The organism is Pannonibacter sp. XCT-53 (assembly GCF_009915765.1).
Classification (GTDB): Bacteria; Pseudomonadota; Alphaproteobacteria; order Rhizobiales; family Stappiaceae; genus Pannonibacter; species Pannonibacter tanglangensis.
The window spans coordinates 1,176,876-1,192,356 of sequence record NZ_JAABLQ010000001.1 but is presented as its reverse complement, the minus strand read 5'-3'; the positions used below and the strand labels follow the sequence as shown (position 1 = coordinate 1,192,356).

Sequence of the window (15,481 nt, the reverse complement as noted above, 5' to 3'; positions counted from 1 at the left end):
TCACTCCAGGTTCTGAACTTGCTCGCGAAGCTGGTCGATCACCGCCTTCAGCTCCAGGCCGATGGCCGTCAGGGCCACGTCATTCGACTTGGAGCACAGCGTGTTGGCTTCGCGGTTGAATTCCTGCGCCAGAAAATCGAGCTTGCGGCCAACCGGGCCGCCCTCGGCCAGAAGCTTGCGCGCCGCGCCCACATGGGCCGTCAGCCGGTCAAGCTCCTCGCGCACATCCGCCTTGGCTGCCAGCAGGGCGGCTTCCTGGGCCAGCCGCTGCGGATCCAGCGCCGGCACGGCGCCGACCAGATCCTCGACCTGCTGCTTCAGGCGGGCCCGGATCGCCTCCGGCTGGCGCGCCGGCACGGCTTCTGCGGCAGCGGTCGCCCGCGCGATCGTGTCGAGATGCCCGCCCAGGACCGCGCCGATGGCGGCCCCTTCGCGCGCCCGCATCTCGGCAAGCGCGACGAGGGCCGTGTCGAAGCTGGCGGCGAGCGCCGCGAGGAACGCGGCGCGGCTGGCCTCGTCCTCGACCGGCTCCTTCAGTTCCAGCACGCCCTTGTGCGCCAGGATGCCGTCCAGTGACGGCGGCGCGGCTTCCGGCATCCGGCGGTGCAGGAGTTGCAGCGCCCGCAGCACCGCCTCCAGCGCGGCCTCGTTCACCGTCAGCACAGCCTCGCCCTGGTCGCGCTGCATCGAGAGGTTGGCCGACACGTTGCCACGCGACAGCACCCGGGCCGCCTGCTCCTTGAGCGGCCCCTCGAGCTCCTCAAGGCCCGACGGCAGACGCAGCCGCAGGTCGAGGCTCTTGCCGTTGACCGAGCGCAGCTCCCAGGTCCAGCGCACGGGGCCGGCGGCCCCTTCGACCCGGGCAAAGCCCGTCATGCTGGCAAGCGCCATGTCACGTGTTCCTTGCAAGGACCGGGGCGCCGGACGCTGTCCGGGCCGCCGGTGTCAGTTGGAAGTTGCCGGCGCTGCCTGCGGCGCGGCCGGGGCCGACTGCTGCTGGGCCCGCAGCGCCCGCTCGATCTCGCGCCACTTTCGCACGTTCTGCTGATGCTGCTCGTAGGTTTCGGCAAAGACATGCCCGCCGGTGCCGTCGGCCACGAAGTAGAGATCCTTCGTCCGCGACGGATTGGCCACGGCTTCCATGGCCGCCCGGCCGGGATTGCCGATGGGCCCGGGCGGGAGCGCCGGGATCTGGTAGGTGTTGTACTCGGTCTTCTTGTCGAGATCGGCGCGGGTGATCGCCGAGCGGTCGCGCGTCCAGGCCTCGCCGCCATAAAGACCGTAGAGAATGGTCGGGTCCGATTGCAGCGGCATCGACCGGTTCAGCCGGTTGACAAACACGCCCGCCACACGGGTCCGTTCATCGGCCTTCGCCGTTTCCTTCTCGACGATGGAGGCAAGGATGACGAGTTCTTCCGGCGTCTTGATCGGCAGGTTCTCGCTGCGCCGGCTCCAGATCTCGCGCAGGAGCTTCTCCTGCGCGGCGACCATCTGGTCGAGGATCTGCTGGCGCGTGGCCCCGCGCGTGAAGGTGTAGGTTTCCGGCAGGACCTCGCCCTCGCCCGGGATGCGCGTGATCTCGCCAGTCAGGATCTCGTTTTCCTTGAGCCTTGCGATTACCTGCGCCGTCGACCAGCCTTCCGGCACGGTCACCGAATGGGTGACGGCATTGCCTTCGACCAGGTCGCGCATGACCTCGTTCATGGTCACGCCGGCCTTGAAGGCATATTCGCCGGCCTTCAGCCGGCCGGCGTTCTTGTAGGCGCGCACGCCGAGGTCAAACACCCAGGCGTTGCTGATGACCCGGTTGGCCTCCAGCGTTTCGGCAATCGTGGTGAGGCCCTGACCGGAGGAGATGATCACCGTCCGGTCCGCCTGCAGCGGGCCGGGCGCGTCGAACTCGAGCTTGCCCCAGTAGAGGCCCGCGCCGGCGGCCAGCATCATCAGCACGACGCTGCTGAGGATCAGGTTGATGAGAATGACGAAGGGATTGCGCACATGGCGCGAACGGGCTGGCGGCTCTGGAGCCCGGTCCGGCTGGATCGCCTCGCGGGGGCTTTTCGGCTTGAGTCGCATGGGTCGCTCGTTCCTCCGGGTCCGTCTGCATCCGTCCGGTGCCTTGCGGGCAAGCCGGCGGGGACTGCACTGTCGAGGGGACTTGTGGCAGGGACCTGTCCCCTGGCAGCCGCCCCCGGGAGGTTAAACCTGCCGATTGGGGCGAAACAGCGATGGTCTCGCCGACCGTCCGGCGGCGCGGGCTCCGCGCCGCCGCAGCAGCCCGTGGCTCAGGCTGCGACCTTGCGGAACACCAGCGAGGCGTTCGTGCCGCCAAAGCCGAAGGAGTTCGACAGCGCGATGTCGATGTTCATCGGCTTGGCCTTGTGGGCCACCAGGTCGATCTCGGTCTCGACGGACGGGGTGTCCAGGTTGAGCGTCGGCGGCGCGACGCTGTCGCGGATCGCCAGGATCGAGAAGATCGCCTCGACGGCACCGGCGGCCCCGAGCAGATGACCGATGGACGACTTGGTCGAGGACATGGTGAGACGTCCGGCCGCGTTGCCGACCAGACGCTCGACCGCGCCGAGCTCGATCGTGTCCGCCATGGTCGAGGTGCCATGCGCGTTCACGTAGTCGATGTCGCTGGCCATGATGCCGGCGCGCTTCAGCGCGGCGCTCATGCAGCGATAGGCGCCGTCCCCGTCTTCCGACGGTGCGGTGATGTGATAGGCGTCGCCCGAGAGGCCATAGCCGATGACCTCGGCATAGATCTTGGCCCCGCGACGGACGGCGTGATCATAGTCCTCGAGGACCACGACGCCGGCGCCCTCGCCCATCACGAACCCGTCGCGATCCTTGTCATAGGGACGCGAGGCCTTGGTGGGCTGGTCGTTGTAGATGGTCGCCAGGGCGCGGCAGGCGGCAAAGCCCGCCAGCGACAGGCGGCAGATCGGCGATTCGGTGCCGCCGGCCACCATCACGTCCGCATCGCCAAAGGCAATGAGACGGGCAGCGTCGCCGATGGCATGGGCGCCGGTCGAGCAGGCGGTCACGACCGCATGATTGGGGCCCTTCAGGCCGTGGCGGATCGACACCTGACCACCGGCCAGGTTGATCAGACGGCCCGGGATGAAGAACGGGCTGATGCGGCGCGGGCCCTTGTCACGGAGCACATGCGCCGCCTCTTCGATGCCCTGGAGCCCGCCGATGCCGGAGCCGATCAGCACGCCCGAGCGAACCTGCTCGTCGTAGGTCTGAGGCTTCCAGTTGGCATCGGCAAGGGCCTGGTCCGCGGCAGCCATGGCATAGATGATGAAATCATCGACCTTGCGCTGCTCTTTCGGATCCATCCAGTCATCTGGATTGTAGGCCCCCTCGACCGAGGGATCGCGCGGGATCTGACACGCAATCTGACAGGCAAGATCATCGACATCAAAGCCTGTGACGCGCTGCGCCCCGCTCTGGCCTGCCAGGATCTTCTTCCAGGTCACGTCAACACCGCAGCCAAGCGGAGTGACCATGCCCATACCGGTAACGACGACTCGTCTCATTAGCCCGCACGTAGTTCGGGCGGCAGCGCGCACGCTGCGCCCGTCAGGTCAGGGGGAAACCGGATTAACCGGCGTTCTTTTCCAGGAAGCTGACAGCGTCACCGACGGTCAGGATGGTCTCGGCTGCATCGTCCGGGATCTCGACGCCGAATTCTTCTTCAAAGGCCATGACCAGCTCAACGGTGTCAAGGCTGTCTGCGCCGAGGTCGTCGATGAAGCTCGCACCCAGCACAACCTTCTCGGAGTCGACGCCCAGGTGCTCGACAACGATCTTCTTCACACGTTCCGCGATATCGCTCATTTTACTTACCTCGGTGGTTTTTACGAACCGGTCACCCGCGCAAGGGCATCTTGGGCAAATCTCAGAAAACCACAAGACCTTGCGACGGGAGTTATCTGCACAAAAGCCAGGAAGCCGGCGGGACGCCAGCCTTCTGCACAGTCCGTCCAGAATAATCGGCGGCTAGGTAACACACTTTATCAGGGTTTACCAGCCGCCGAGCCGGAGCTCGACACGCCGGGGAACCGGTTGGTCCACCGGCAATTTCTCTCGTCAGATCATGGCCATGCCGCCATTCACATGCAGGGTCTGTCCCGTCATGTAGGCAGCCTCGTCACTGGCCAGATAGACGGCGGCAGCCGCAATCTCCGCAGCCGTCCCGAGCCGGCCGGCCGGCACGGACCCGAGAATCGATTCCTTCTGCTTGTCGTTCAGCACATCCGTCATCGCCGTCTCGATGAAGCCCGGCGCGATGGTGTTCACCGTCACGTTGCGGCTTGCGATCTCGCGGGCGATCGACTTGTACATGCCGATCATGCCGGCCTTTGCGGCCGCATAGTTGGCCTGCCCCGGGTTGCCGGTCACGCCGACCACCGAGGTGATGCCGATGATGCGGCCATGGCGGCGCTTCATCATGCCCTTGATGGCGGAGCGGCAGAGGTGGAACCCGGAGGTCAGGTTCACTTCCAGCACCTGGTCCCACTCCTCATCCTTCATGCGCATGAAGATGTTGTCGCGGGTGATGCCGGCATTGTTGATGAGAATGTCGACGCGGCCCATGGCAGCCTCGGCGGCCGGGATCAGCCCCTCGACGGCGGCCCGGTCGGACAGGTTGGCGGCGGCCACATGCACCCGGCTGCCGAGATCGGCGGCCAGCGCCTCCAGCTTTTCCACACGGGTACCCGAAAGGGTCACCGTCGCGCCCTGGGCGTGCAGCGCGCGGGCAATCGCCTCGCCGATGCCGCCGGTCGCGCCGGTCACCAGCGCGGTCCTGTCGTTCAGATTGAACATTGACTGTTCCTTCCTGTTGGCAGCGCGGACCGCAGTCGGTCCGGGCCTGGTGGAGACGGGAGCACGCCGGCCCCCGGTCGGCAGGTCTCAGCCCTTCAGCTGCTCCAGCACGGCATCGACGTCGCCCGGCACGTTGACGGCAAGACCGGTCGCGTCCTTGGCAATGCGCTTGACCATGCCCGAAAGCACCTTGCCCGCGCCGATCTCGACAAAGGTCGAGACCCCCTCGCCGGCAAGCCACTCGACGGACTCGCGCCAGCGCACGGTCCCGGTCACCTGCTGCACCAGCCGCGTGCGGATCTCGGCCGGGTCGGAAATCGGCCGCGCCAGCACGTTGGCGACCAGCGGGACCTTCGGCGCCTGGATCGTCACGCCGGCAAGCGCTTCGGCCATGGCATCGGCGGCCGGCTGCATCAGCGAGCAATGGAAGGGAGCGGACACCGGCAGAAGCACCGCGCGGCGCCCGCCCTTGCCCTTGGCAATCTCGACGGCGCGCTCCACGGCAGCCTTGTGGCCGGAAACCACGACCTGGCCCGGTGCGTTGTCGTTGGCCGCCTCGCAGACCTCGCCCGGCGCGCTCGCCTCGGCGGCAACCTCCCGGGCAACATCGAAGTCGAGCCCGAGCAGCGCCGCCATGGCACCGACGCCGACCGGCACGGCCGCCTGCATCGAGGTGCCGCGCAGCCGCAGGAGCCGCGCCGCGTCACCGATCGACAGGCTGCCGGCAGCCGCAAGCGCGGAATACTCACCGAGCGAATGGCCGGCCACATAGGCAGCGGATGCCTTCAGGTCGATGCCGCGCGCTTCCATCACCCGCAGCGCTGCAAGGCTCACCGCCATCAGCGCCGGCTGGGCATTCGCCGTCAGCGTCAGCTCGTCCTTGCTGCCGGTCCACATCAGCTCCGAGAGCTTCTGCCCGAGCGCCTCGTCGACTTCGGCAAAGACCGCCCGCGCCTCGGCAAAGCCATCGGCCAGCTCCTTGCCCATGCCGATGTCCTGGCTGCCCTGTCCGGGGAAGATGAACGCGACGCTCATGCCTGTGCCTCCGCTGCCGCGGCCGGGGTCTTGCCGGCCACGATCCGTCTGTCCTGTGGGCTGCCTGGAGGCTCCGCACCACCGACCGGCACGTCAGTGTTGAAGGAGCAAGCGCCCGCACTTGCGCCGCTAATGGTCTGACGAGAGCGCCCCTGTCAAGCCTCCGGCATGCACTGGTCCGGGCCCGACGTCGGGAAATGCGGGGGTTTTCCCCGTCTTGGGACCTTTCGCACCTGGCCGCCCCCCGGCGCGCGCGGGCCCGGGCAGCGCGGATTTTCACGCCGGGTGCGGGCCGGGCGCGGGTTACGCCTTGCATTCCGTGCCGGTTGCTGTATGAAGCAGGCCTCGTCCGGGACCTTGGCTGGTGGCTGAACGGAGGGACATGTCTCTGAAGGCATGTCAGGATCGTGAGGGATCCGACTTCCCGTGTCTCCGCTCTCGTAGGACTAATACGTTCCTTTCCGTAGGCACGTAGAGGCTTTGCGCCAGGCCCGTCCGATTGACACACAGAAAGGCAAGCACACATGCCGCTTTATGAACACGTGTTCCTGGCCCGCCAGGACGTGTCGACCCAGCAGGTCGAGCAGCTCGTCGAGCAGTACAAGGGCCTGATCGAAGCCAACGGTGGCAAGGTCGGCAAGATCGAGAACTGGGGCCTGCGCTCCCTCGCCTACCGCGTGAAGAAGAACCGCAAGGCTCACTACACGATGATGAACATCGACGCCCCGCACGCCGCGGTCGCCGAGATGGAACGTCAGATGGGCATCAACGAAGACATCCTGCGCTTCATGACCCTCAAGGTCGAGGCTCACGATGAAGAGCAGTCTGCCATGATGCAGAAGCGTGACCGCGATGACCGTCGCCGCCGCGACGACCGCTTCGGCGGCGAGCGCAGCGACCGCCCGGAACGGTCCGACCGTCCGGCCCGTGGTCCCCGTCGTGCAGATGCGGAGTAATTGAGAATGTCCGAAATCGCTCAGATCCCCGCCCGTCGTCCGTTCTTCCGTCGTCGCAAGACCTGCCCGTTCTCCGGCAACGGCGCCCCGGTCATCGACTACAAGGACATCCGTCTGCTGCAGCGCTACATCTCCGAGCGCGGCAAGATCGTCCCGAGCCGCATCACCGCGGTCTCCGCGAAGAAGCAGCGTGAGCTGGCCCGCGCCATCAAGCGCGCCCGCCTGCTGGCCCTGCTGCCCTTCGTCATCAAGTAAGTTCGGGGCTTCCCGAATCCGGGCCGCGGCGGATCTCGATCCGGCCGCGGCCCTGTCGGTTTTCCGGGCGCCGCCGCCTTGAGGGGCAGGCGGCGCATCAGAGCCGGCAATCCCGGATTGGGGCCGACGGGTTCGTGATCGGCCTCTAACCGTCTGGCACGGGCAGGCATCCCTGCCCCGGACGGGACAGACCGACTGGAGAAGTCACATGGAAGTCATTCTGCTCGAGCGCGTGGCCAAGCTTGGCCAGATGGGCGACAAGGTTCGCGTCCGCGACGGTTACGCCCGCAATTTCCTGCTGCCGCAGGGCAAGGCGCTGCGCGCCAACAAGGCAAACCTTGCCAAGTTTGAAGCCGAGCGCGCCCAGCTCGAAGCCCGCAACCTGGAGCGCCGCAAGGACGCCGAGGCCGTTGCCGGCAAGCTGAACGGCCAGACCTTCGTGGTCATCCGTTCCGCCTCCGAGACCGGCCAGCTCTACGGCTCCGTCTCCCCGCGCGACATCGCCGAAGTGGCGACCGCCGGCGGCTTCACCATCGGCCGCGGCCAGGTGCATCTGGCAACCCCGATCAAGACCATCGGCCTGCACAGCGTTGCCATCGCGCTGCACCCGGAAGTCGAGGTCTCCGTCTCGATCAACGTCGCCCGCTCCGCTGACGAAGCCGAGCGCCAGGCTGCCGGCGAGGACCTGACCGCCCGCGAGCAGGACGTGTTCGAGTTCGAGGAAGAAGAAGCCGAGGACGGCGAGGACGAGGGCGAAGGCGACGACGCCTGATCCAGCCTCCCCTTCGTGGTGGATACCGACGGCGCCCCTCGCGGGGCGCCGTTTGCATTTGCCGGCTTGGCAGGGGCTGCCCCGGCCCGAGAGCGCCCGATGCTGGCGCGTCAAGGCAAACTTTCGGGTTTGTCCCCGCTGATTTTCACGTCACACTCGTTATTAACGCGCTGCTAACTCCTCGCTTTTCCTGCCGCTCCAACGCCGGTAAACGAAGGGGGGCGTTATCCGGGGGATCCCATGAAAGGCAGCATTCAGAAGGTCGAGACCGTGTCGGACAGCGTGCGCGTCGCACCGCACAATGCGGAGGCCGAACGCCAGCTTCTGGGCGCCATTCTCGTCAACAACGAGACCTATTACCGGGTCTCGGACTTTCTCGAGGCGCATCATTTCTTCCTGCCCCCGCACAAGGACATCTACGAGAAGATCGGCCAGCTGATCCGCGCCGGCAAGACCGCCTCCCCGATCACGCTGAAGACCTTCTACCCGGCCGACACCAGGATCGCCGATCTCAGCGCCACCCAGTACCTGCTGCGCCTGGCCGCCGACGCCGCCTCCATCATCAACGCCGAGGACTACGGCCGCACGATCTATGACCTCGCCGTCCGGCGGAACCTGATCCGCATCGGCGAGGACATGGTCAACATCGCCTTCGACGCGCCGATCGACATGCCGCCGAACCAGCAGATCGACGATGCCGAGCGGCGGCTGTTTGAACTGGCCGAAAAGGGCCGCAGCGAAGGCGGGTTCGTCTCCTTCGGCGACGCCCTGACCGAAACCATCCAGATGGCCCATGCCGCCTACAACCGCGAAGGCGCGCTGTCGGGCATCTCCTCGGGCCTCACCGATCTTGACCGCCTCATGGGCGGCCTGCAGCATTCGGACCTGATCGTGCTGGCCGGCCGTCCCGCCATGGGCAAGACGTCGCTCGCCACCAACATCGCCTTCAACGTGGCCCAGGCCTACATGTCCGAGGAGCAGCCCGACGGCACGATGAAGACGGTCAACGGCGGCGTCGTCGGCTTCTTCTCGCTGGAAATGTCGGCCGAACAGCTCGCCACCCGTATCATTTCCGAACAGGCCGAGATCTCCTCCTCGAAGATCCGGCGCGGCGACATCACCGAGGCCGAGTTCGAGAAGCTGGCCGCCTGCGCCCAGATCATGCAGACGGTGCCGCTCTATGTCGACCAGACCGGCGGCATCTCCATCGCCTCGCTTGTCGCCCGCGCCCGCCGTCTCAAGCGCCAGCGCGGCCTCGACCTGCTCATTGTCGACTATATCCAGCTCCTGTCCGGCTCCCAGAAGAACGGGGCCAACCGCGTGCAGGAAATCACCGAGATCACCACGGGCCTGAAGGCGCTCGCCAAGGAGCTGAACGTGCCGATCATCGCCCTGTCGCAGCTGTCGCGTCAGGTGGAATCGCGCGATGACAAGCGGCCGCAGCTGTCGGACCTGCGCGAATCGGGCTCGATCGAACAGGACGCCGACGTGGTGCTGTTCGTGTTCCGCGAGGAGTACTACCTCTCCAAGACCCAGCCCGAGGAAGGCACGCCCGAGTATGAAGCCTGGCGCGACAAGTTCGAGCGGGTGAAGGGCAAGGCCGAAGTCATCATCGCCAAGCAGCGTCATGGCCCCACCGGCACCGCGCAGCTCCACTTCCAGGGCGAGTTCACGCGCTTCTCGGATCTGGCCGAAGACCAGTATCTGCCCGAGCGGCTCGAGTAACGCCGCCCGACCCCTTATGATGGCGTCATCCGGCAGGGGCCGCGATTCGCCCGCCTGCCGCCCCGTTGCCGGATGAGACTGCCTGCATGACCGATCCCCAGACCGTTCCCCCGCCGCCAGCCGCCCGCAGAGCCCGGGTGACGGTCGATGACGCGGGCCATGGCAGCGTGCTGACGATCGACCCGGCCGCAATCGCGCGCAACTGGCAGGCGATCACCGGGGTCGTCGGTCCTGCGACCGCGGTGGCGGCCACGATCAAGTCCGACGCCTATGGCTGCGGCATCGGCCCGGTCGTGCGCGCCCTGTCTGCCGCCGGCTGTTCCACCTTCTTCGTCGCCCTGCCCCAGGAAGGGCTCGCCGCCCGGCGCGAGGCGCCCTCGGCGGTGATCTACGTGCTCAACGGGCTGCTGCCGGGCGCCGCCCCGCTCTATGCGGAGGCGCGGCTCAGGCCGGTGCTCGGCTCCCTGCCCGAGGTCGAGGACTGGGCCCTCTTCTGCCGCAGCCGCAAGGTGCCGCTCGAGGCGGCCCTGCATCTGGACACCGGCATGAACCGCCTCGGCCTTCCCGAGGAGGATGCGGCCCGGATCGCCGCAGACAGTGTCCTGACGCGCGCCTTCCGCATCAGTCTGGTGATGAGCCATCTGGCGTGCGGCTCCAGTCCCGTCTCGCCCTTCAACCGCACGCAGCTTGCCCGGTTCGAGGCGCTGTCGGCGCGGTTTCCCGGTCTGCCGCGCTCGCTTGCCAATTCGGCCGGCGTCTATCTCGGGCCCGATTTCCACTTCGATCTGGTCCGCCCGGGCATCGCGCTCTACGGCGGCGAGATCCACGAGGGCGATCCGCTGCGCCTCGCCCCCGTGCTGCGGCTCGAGGCGCACATCCTGCAGCTGCGCACGGTTGCAGCCGGCACGCCGGTCGGCTACGGCCAGGCCCAGGTCACGACCCGTCCCACGCGTCTGGCGATCCTGTCGACCGGCTATGGCGACGGCTATCACCGCCGCGCCGGCGGCTCCGACGACCGCCCGGGCGCGACCGCCTGGCTTGCCGGTCACCGGGTGCCCCTGTTCGGCCGGATTTCCATGGATCTGATGGCGGTCGACGTGACCGATGTTCCGGCAGACCTTGCAAGGCGTGGTGCCCGGGTCGAGCTGCTCGGGCCGAATGCCGACATCACGGCGGTCGCCGCCGCCGCCGAAACCATTGACTACGAACTGCTGACCGGGCTCGGGCGCCGCCACAGGCGCGTCTACGGGCCGCTCGGCGAGGATCTCTGACCATGGCCCGCCGATCCACAGCCTTCGTCTGCCAGTCCTGCGGCGCCGTCAGCTCCAAATGGGCGGGGCGTTGCGATTCCTGCGGCGAATGGAACTCCATCGTCGAGGAACAGACCGACAGCGGCGTCGGCGGCGGGCCCTCGCGGGGCCGCCCGGCCAAGGGACGCATCGTGCCGCTGGTGGGGCTGTCGGGCGAGGCCAAGGAAGCGCCCCGCTTCCAGAGCGGCATCAAGGAGCTGGACCGGGTCACCGGCGGCGGCTTCGTGCGCGGGTCCGCGCTGCTGGTCGGCGGCGATCCGGGCATCGGCAAGTCCACGCTGCTGATCCAGGCCTCCGCCGCGCTCGCCAACAAGGGCCTGCGGTCGGTCTACATCTCGGGCGAGGAGGCCGTCGACCAGGTGCGCCTGCGCGCCGAACGCCTCGGTCTGGCCGGAGCTCCCGTGGCGCTGGCCTCGGAGACCAGCGTCGAGGACATCCTTGCCACGCTCGAGGCCGGCCCGCCGCCGGCCCTGCTGATCCTTGATTCGGTGCAGACCCTGTGGACCGAACAGGCCGATTCTCCACCCGGAACCGTCACCCAGGTCCGCGCCTCCGCCCAGGCGATGGTGCGCTACGCCAAGAAGTCCGGCACCGCCATGGTGCTCGTCGGCCACGTCACCAAGGATGGCCAGATCGCCGGTCCCCGCGTGGTCGAGCACATGGTCGATGCCGTGCTCTATTTCGAGGGCGACGGCGCGCATCAGTACCGCATCCTGCGCTCGGTCAAGAACCGCTTCGGGGCAACCGACGAGATCGGCGTCTTCGAGATGACCGGGTCCGGCCTGCAGGAAGTGGCCAATCCGTCTGCACTTTTCCTCGGTGACCGGGCCACCAACTCGCCCGGATCCGTGGTCTTTGCCGGGCTGGAAGGCTCGCGTCCGCTGCTGATCGAGATCCAGGCCCTTGTGGCCCCCTCCTCGCTCGGCACGCCGCGCCGGGCGGTGATCGGATGGGACAGCGCGCGCCTGTCGATGATCCTGGCCGTGCTGGAGGCGCGCTGCGGCGTCCGCTTCTCCCAGCATGACGTCTATCTCAATGTCGCCGGCGGCCTGCGCATCAACGAGCCCGGTGCCGACCTCGCGGTCGCTGCGGCCCTGGTCTCGTCCCTGAGCGGTCTTGCCCTTCCCGGCAATTGCGTCTATTTCGGCGAGGTCAGCCTGTCGGGCGCGATCCGTCCGGTCGCGCAGGGGCAGGCCCGGCTGAAGGAGGCCCAGAAACTCGGCTTCGACCGGGCGATCTGTCCCCAGGGGACCCTCAAGGACGGGGGCAAGGGAGAGATTGCCGCCGACGGGGTCCAGGATCTGGCCAGCTTCATTGCCCGCATCACAGCCGGCGGCAAGCGGCGCGGCGACGAGCGGACAAGACCGATGGCCTCGACACCCTTGGCCGCAGACACGGATTAGGACGCGGAACAACGCTTAGCCGGAACGGAAGTTGACCCGACCCTTGCGCGCAAGGGCCATCCGGCTTATGTCCGGTGCGCCGCGCGGGACATGAGGACAGACCGAGCAATGCCGATCACGCTTCTGGACGGAATTCTTCTCGTCATCATGCTGGTGTCCGCCGTCCTGGCGATGGTGCGCGGCTTCGTGCGCGAGGTGCTGTCGATCGCCTCCTGGGTTGCCGCCGCAGCCAGCGCCTATTTCCTCTACGGCTACGTGCTGCCCTTTGCGCGCCAGTACATCAGCAACGAGTACGTGGCGCTTGGCGCCTCCGTGGCCGGCGTGTTCCTGCTGACCCTGATCATCGTGAGCTACATCACGATGCGCATTTCCGATTTCGTGCTGGACAGCCGGATCGGCGCGCTCGACCGCACGCTGGGCTTCGTCTTTGGCGCGGCCCGTGGCATGCTGCTGGTCGTCGTCGCCATGCTGTTCTTCAACTGGTTCGTGCCGGCAGAGCGCCAGCCGGACTGGGTGGCCCAGGCCAAGTCGCGTGACCTGCTGGTCCATGTCGGCGACCAGCTCATCGCGGCGCTGCCCGAAGATCCCGAGGCCGCGATCCTCGACCGGATCCGCTCGAGCCGGCAGGCCCCGGCGGCCGCCACCTCGGGCGCGGGGGCCGGCCAGACGCAGGGAACAGCACCGGGAACGGCGCCGGGAACGACGCCGGCACCGGACGAGAACACGGGCTACTCGCCGGCCGAGCGCCGGGGCATCGAGCAACTGACCACCGGTGGCACCGGAAACTGAGCCAGGCTGGGCCGGTCCCGTCCGGCCCGTGAAGAGCGAGGACATCGCCATGACCGGAACGACCCATCATCCGCTGCAGTCCGCGCACCCCGCGACCGGGCTGCCTGACGACGACCTGTACGGCGACACGCTGCGCGAAGAGTGCGGCGTGTTCGGCGTTCTGGGGCACGAGGATGCCGCAGCCCTGACCGCGCTCGGGCTCCACGCCCTGCAGCACCGTGGCCAGGAAGCCGCCGGGATCGTGACCTACGACGACAACGACCAGTTCCGCTCCGAGCGTCATCTGGGTCTCGTTGGCGACCATTTCTCCAGCGCCGAGACGATCAGCCGCCTCGCCGGCTCCGCCGCCGTCGGCCATGTGCGCTACTCGACCACCGGTGAACCGGCCCTGCGCAACGTCCAGCCGCTGTTTGCCGAGCTCGACGGCGGCGGCTTCGCCATCTGCCACAACGGCAACTTCACCAATGGCCTGACGTTGCGGCGCCAGCTCATCCGGGACGGGGCCATCTGCCAGTCCACGTCCGATTCCGAGGTGGTGCTGCAGCTCGTGGCCCGCAGCCGCCAGCCCAAGATCGTCGACCGCTTCATCGAGGCGATCCAGCAGATGGAAGGCGCCTACTCGCTGGTCGCCCTCACGCGCAAGAAGCTGATCGGCGCCCGCGATCCGCTCGGCATCCGCCCGCTGGTCCTCGGCGACCTGAACGGCGCCCCGATCCTCGCCTCCGAGACCTGCGCCCTCGACATCATCGGGGCCAAGTTCATCCGCGAGATCGAGAATGGCGAGGTCATCGTCTGCACCTCGGGTGGCATCGAGAGCTACTTCCCCTTCGGCCGCCGCAAGGCCCGCCCCTGCATCTTCGAGTATGTCTACTTCGCCCGGCCGGATTCGGTCGTGGGCGGCCGCTCGGTCTATGACGTGCGCCGCCAGATGGGCGCCCAGCTCGCCATGGAAAGCCATGTCGATGCGGATGTGGTGGTTCCGGTGCCCGACAGCGGCGTTCCCGCCGCCATCGGCTACAGCCAGCAGTCGGGCGTGCCCTTCGAGCTCGGCATCATCCGCAACCACTATGTCGGCCGCACCTTCATCGAGCCGACCCAGTCGATCCGCACCCTCGGCGTCAAGCTCAAGCACTCGGCCAACCGCGCCCAGATCGAGGGCAAGCGCGTGGTGCTGATCGACGACAGTCTGGTGCGCGGCACGACCTCCTTGAAGATCGTCCAGATGATCCGCGATGCCGGCGCGCGCGAGGTGCATTTCCGCCTCGCCAGCCCCCCGATCCGCTATTCCGACTATTACGGCATCGACACCCCCGTGCGCGAGAAGCTGCTCGCCGCCCGTTACAACCTGGAAGAGATGCGGGCCTTCATCGGCGCCGACAGCCTCGCCTTCCTCTCCATCGAGGGGATCTACAAGGCCATGGGCTACGAGGGCCGCGACAACACCGATCCGCAGTTCACCGACCACTGCTTCACCGGCGACTATCCGACCCCGCTCACCGACCTGTCGGAGGATGTGGAGTTCCGCAAGCCGCCGCGCCTGGTCGAGATGCGGTGATCCGTCAGAGACAGAAGACCATGACCGAGACTTCACTTCAGGGCCGCGTGGCCGTCGTTACCGGCGCCTCGCGTGGCATCGGCTATTTCCTGTCGCGGGCGCTTGCGGCCGAAGGCGTGCACGTGATTGCCGTCGCCCGCACCGTTGGCGGGCTCGAGGATCTGGACGACGAGATCAAGGCGGCCGGCGGCAGCGCCACGCTGGTGCCGCTCGACCTGACCGACTACGACGGGCTCGACCGGCTCGGCGCCGCGATCTACGAGCGCTGGGGCAAGCTCGACATGCTGGTCGGCAACGCCGGCATGCTCGGCGGCCTGTCCCCCCTCGGCCACGTCGACATCAAGACCTGGGACAAGGTCATGGCGCTGAACGTCACCGCCAACTGGCGCCTGATCCGTTCGCTTGATCCGCTGCTGCGCCAGTCGGATGCGGGCCGCGCCGTGTTCCTCACCTCCAGTGCCGCCCACAAGTGCAAGGCCTTCTGGGGCCCCTACTCGGCCTCCAAGGCCGCACTTGAGGCGCTTGTGCGCACCTATGCGGCTGAAACCCGGTCGATGGGCGTCTGTGCCAACCTGCTGAACCCGGGCGCCATGCGCACCGCCATGCGGGCCAAGGCCATGCCGGGCGAAGACCCGGAGACCCTGCCGCATCCGGCAGAGGTGGCGCCGCAGATCATCCGCCTGCTGCGTCCCGACTTCACCGACACCGGCCGCCTCTATGATCGCCCGTCGGACAGCTTCAAGGACTACGAACCGCTGGTCGTCTGACGCGGCGCCTGCGCAGGGCCAACAAAAAAGCCGGGGCAGACGCCCCGGCTCCAGGTGCCGACAAGGCCCTTCTTG

The 15,481-nt window shown here is 67.6% G+C and carries 15 protein-coding genes; 9 read left to right on the top strand and 6 right to left on the bottom strand.

Annotation, left to right across the window (positions count from 1 at the left end; genetic code table 11):
- The 6 genes from GWI72_RS05525 to fabD all read right to left on the bottom strand — a co-directional run bounded on the left by GWI72_RS05525 (window position 1) and on the right by fabD (window position 5,874).
- Window positions 1-891 carry a YicC/YloC family endoribonuclease gene (locus tag GWI72_RS05525; RefSeq protein ID WP_161708075.1) on the bottom strand — a complete coding sequence of 297 codons (891 nt, stop codon included), beginning with the start codon at window positions 889-891 and terminating at the stop codon, window positions 1-3.
- Between the two features lie 54 nt (window positions 892-945).
- Entirely contained in the window at window positions 946-2,076 is a 1,131-nt protein-coding gene (gene mltG / locus GWI72_RS05520) for an endolytic transglycosylase MltG (RefSeq protein ID WP_161708074.1), read from the bottom strand.
- Between the two features lie 209 nt (window positions 2,077-2,285).
- Complete coding sequence (gene fabF, locus GWI72_RS05515; RefSeq protein ID WP_161676024.1) at window positions 2,286-3,548, bottom strand: beta-ketoacyl-ACP synthase II; 1,263 nt, start codon at window positions 3,546-3,548, stop codon at window positions 2,286-2,288.
- A 64-nt stretch (window positions 3,549-3,612) separates the two neighbouring features.
- A complete protein-coding gene (locus GWI72_RS05510; RefSeq protein ID WP_161676023.1) occupies window positions 3,613-3,849 on the bottom strand; it encodes an acyl carrier protein in 237 nt (78 codons plus the stop codon).
- Window positions 3,850-4,101: 252 nt separating this feature from the next.
- Window positions 4,102-4,839, bottom strand: a complete 738-nt coding sequence (fabG, locus tag GWI72_RS05505; RefSeq protein WP_161676022.1) for a 3-oxoacyl-[acyl-carrier-protein] reductase — start codon at window positions 4,837-4,839, stop codon at window positions 4,102-4,104.
- Window positions 4,840-4,926: 87 nt separating this feature from the next.
- Window positions 4,927-5,874, bottom strand: a complete 948-nt coding sequence (gene fabD / locus GWI72_RS05500; protein WP_161676021.1) for an ACP S-malonyltransferase — start codon at window positions 5,872-5,874, stop codon at window positions 4,927-4,929.
- Between the two features lie 524 nt (window positions 5,875-6,398).
- Here fabD and rpsF point away from each other — a divergent pair.
- From rpsF to GWI72_RS05455, 9 genes are all read left to right on the top strand, one after another.
- Window positions 6,399-6,830: a 30S ribosomal protein S6 gene (gene rpsF / locus GWI72_RS05495; protein ID WP_161676020.1), complete on the top strand. Its 432-nt coding sequence runs from the start codon at window positions 6,399-6,401 to the stop codon at window positions 6,828-6,830.
- 6 nt (window positions 6,831-6,836) lie between these two features.
- Entirely contained in the window at window positions 6,837-7,085 is a 249-nt protein-coding gene (gene rpsR / locus GWI72_RS05490; protein WP_161676019.1) for a 30S ribosomal protein S18, read from the top strand.
- 208 nt (window positions 7,086-7,293) lie between these two features.
- A complete protein-coding gene (gene rplI, locus GWI72_RS05485) occupies window positions 7,294-7,857 on the top strand; it encodes a 50S ribosomal protein L9 (protein WP_161676018.1) in 564 nt (187 codons plus the stop codon).
- Window positions 7,858-8,097: 240 nt separating this feature from the next.
- Complete coding sequence (locus GWI72_RS05480; RefSeq protein ID WP_161676017.1) at window positions 8,098-9,582, top strand: replicative DNA helicase; 1,485 nt, start codon at window positions 8,098-8,100, stop codon at window positions 9,580-9,582.
- Window positions 9,583-9,668: 86 nt separating this feature from the next.
- Window positions 9,669-10,853 (top strand): alanine racemase, encoded by a 1,185-nt coding sequence (gene alr / locus GWI72_RS05475; protein ID WP_161676016.1) that lies wholly within the window; start codon window positions 9,669-9,671, stop codon window positions 10,851-10,853.
- A 2-nt stretch (window positions 10,854-10,855) separates the two neighbouring features.
- Window positions 10,856-12,295 carry a DNA repair protein RadA gene (radA, locus tag GWI72_RS05470; protein WP_161708073.1) on the top strand — a complete coding sequence of 480 codons (1,440 nt, stop codon included), beginning with the start codon at window positions 10,856-10,858 and terminating at the stop codon, window positions 12,293-12,295.
- Between the two features lie 108 nt (window positions 12,296-12,403).
- Window positions 12,404-13,084, top strand: coding sequence for a CvpA family protein (locus GWI72_RS05465; protein ID WP_161676014.1), 681 nt, complete (start codon window positions 12,404-12,406; stop codon window positions 13,082-13,084).
- A gap of 49 nt (window positions 13,085-13,133) precedes the next feature.
- The gene (gene purF / locus GWI72_RS05460; protein ID WP_209000057.1) at window positions 13,134-14,639 is read left to right on the top strand and encodes an amidophosphoribosyltransferase; all 1,506 of its coding nucleotides are present in this window, start codon (window positions 13,134-13,136) and stop codon (window positions 14,637-14,639) included.
- A gap of 20 nt (window positions 14,640-14,659) precedes the next feature.
- Window positions 14,660-15,406, top strand: a complete 747-nt coding sequence (locus GWI72_RS05455; protein WP_161676013.1) for an SDR family NAD(P)-dependent oxidoreductase — start codon at window positions 14,660-14,662, stop codon at window positions 15,404-15,406.
- Window positions 15,407-15,481: the final 75 nt, after the last annotated feature.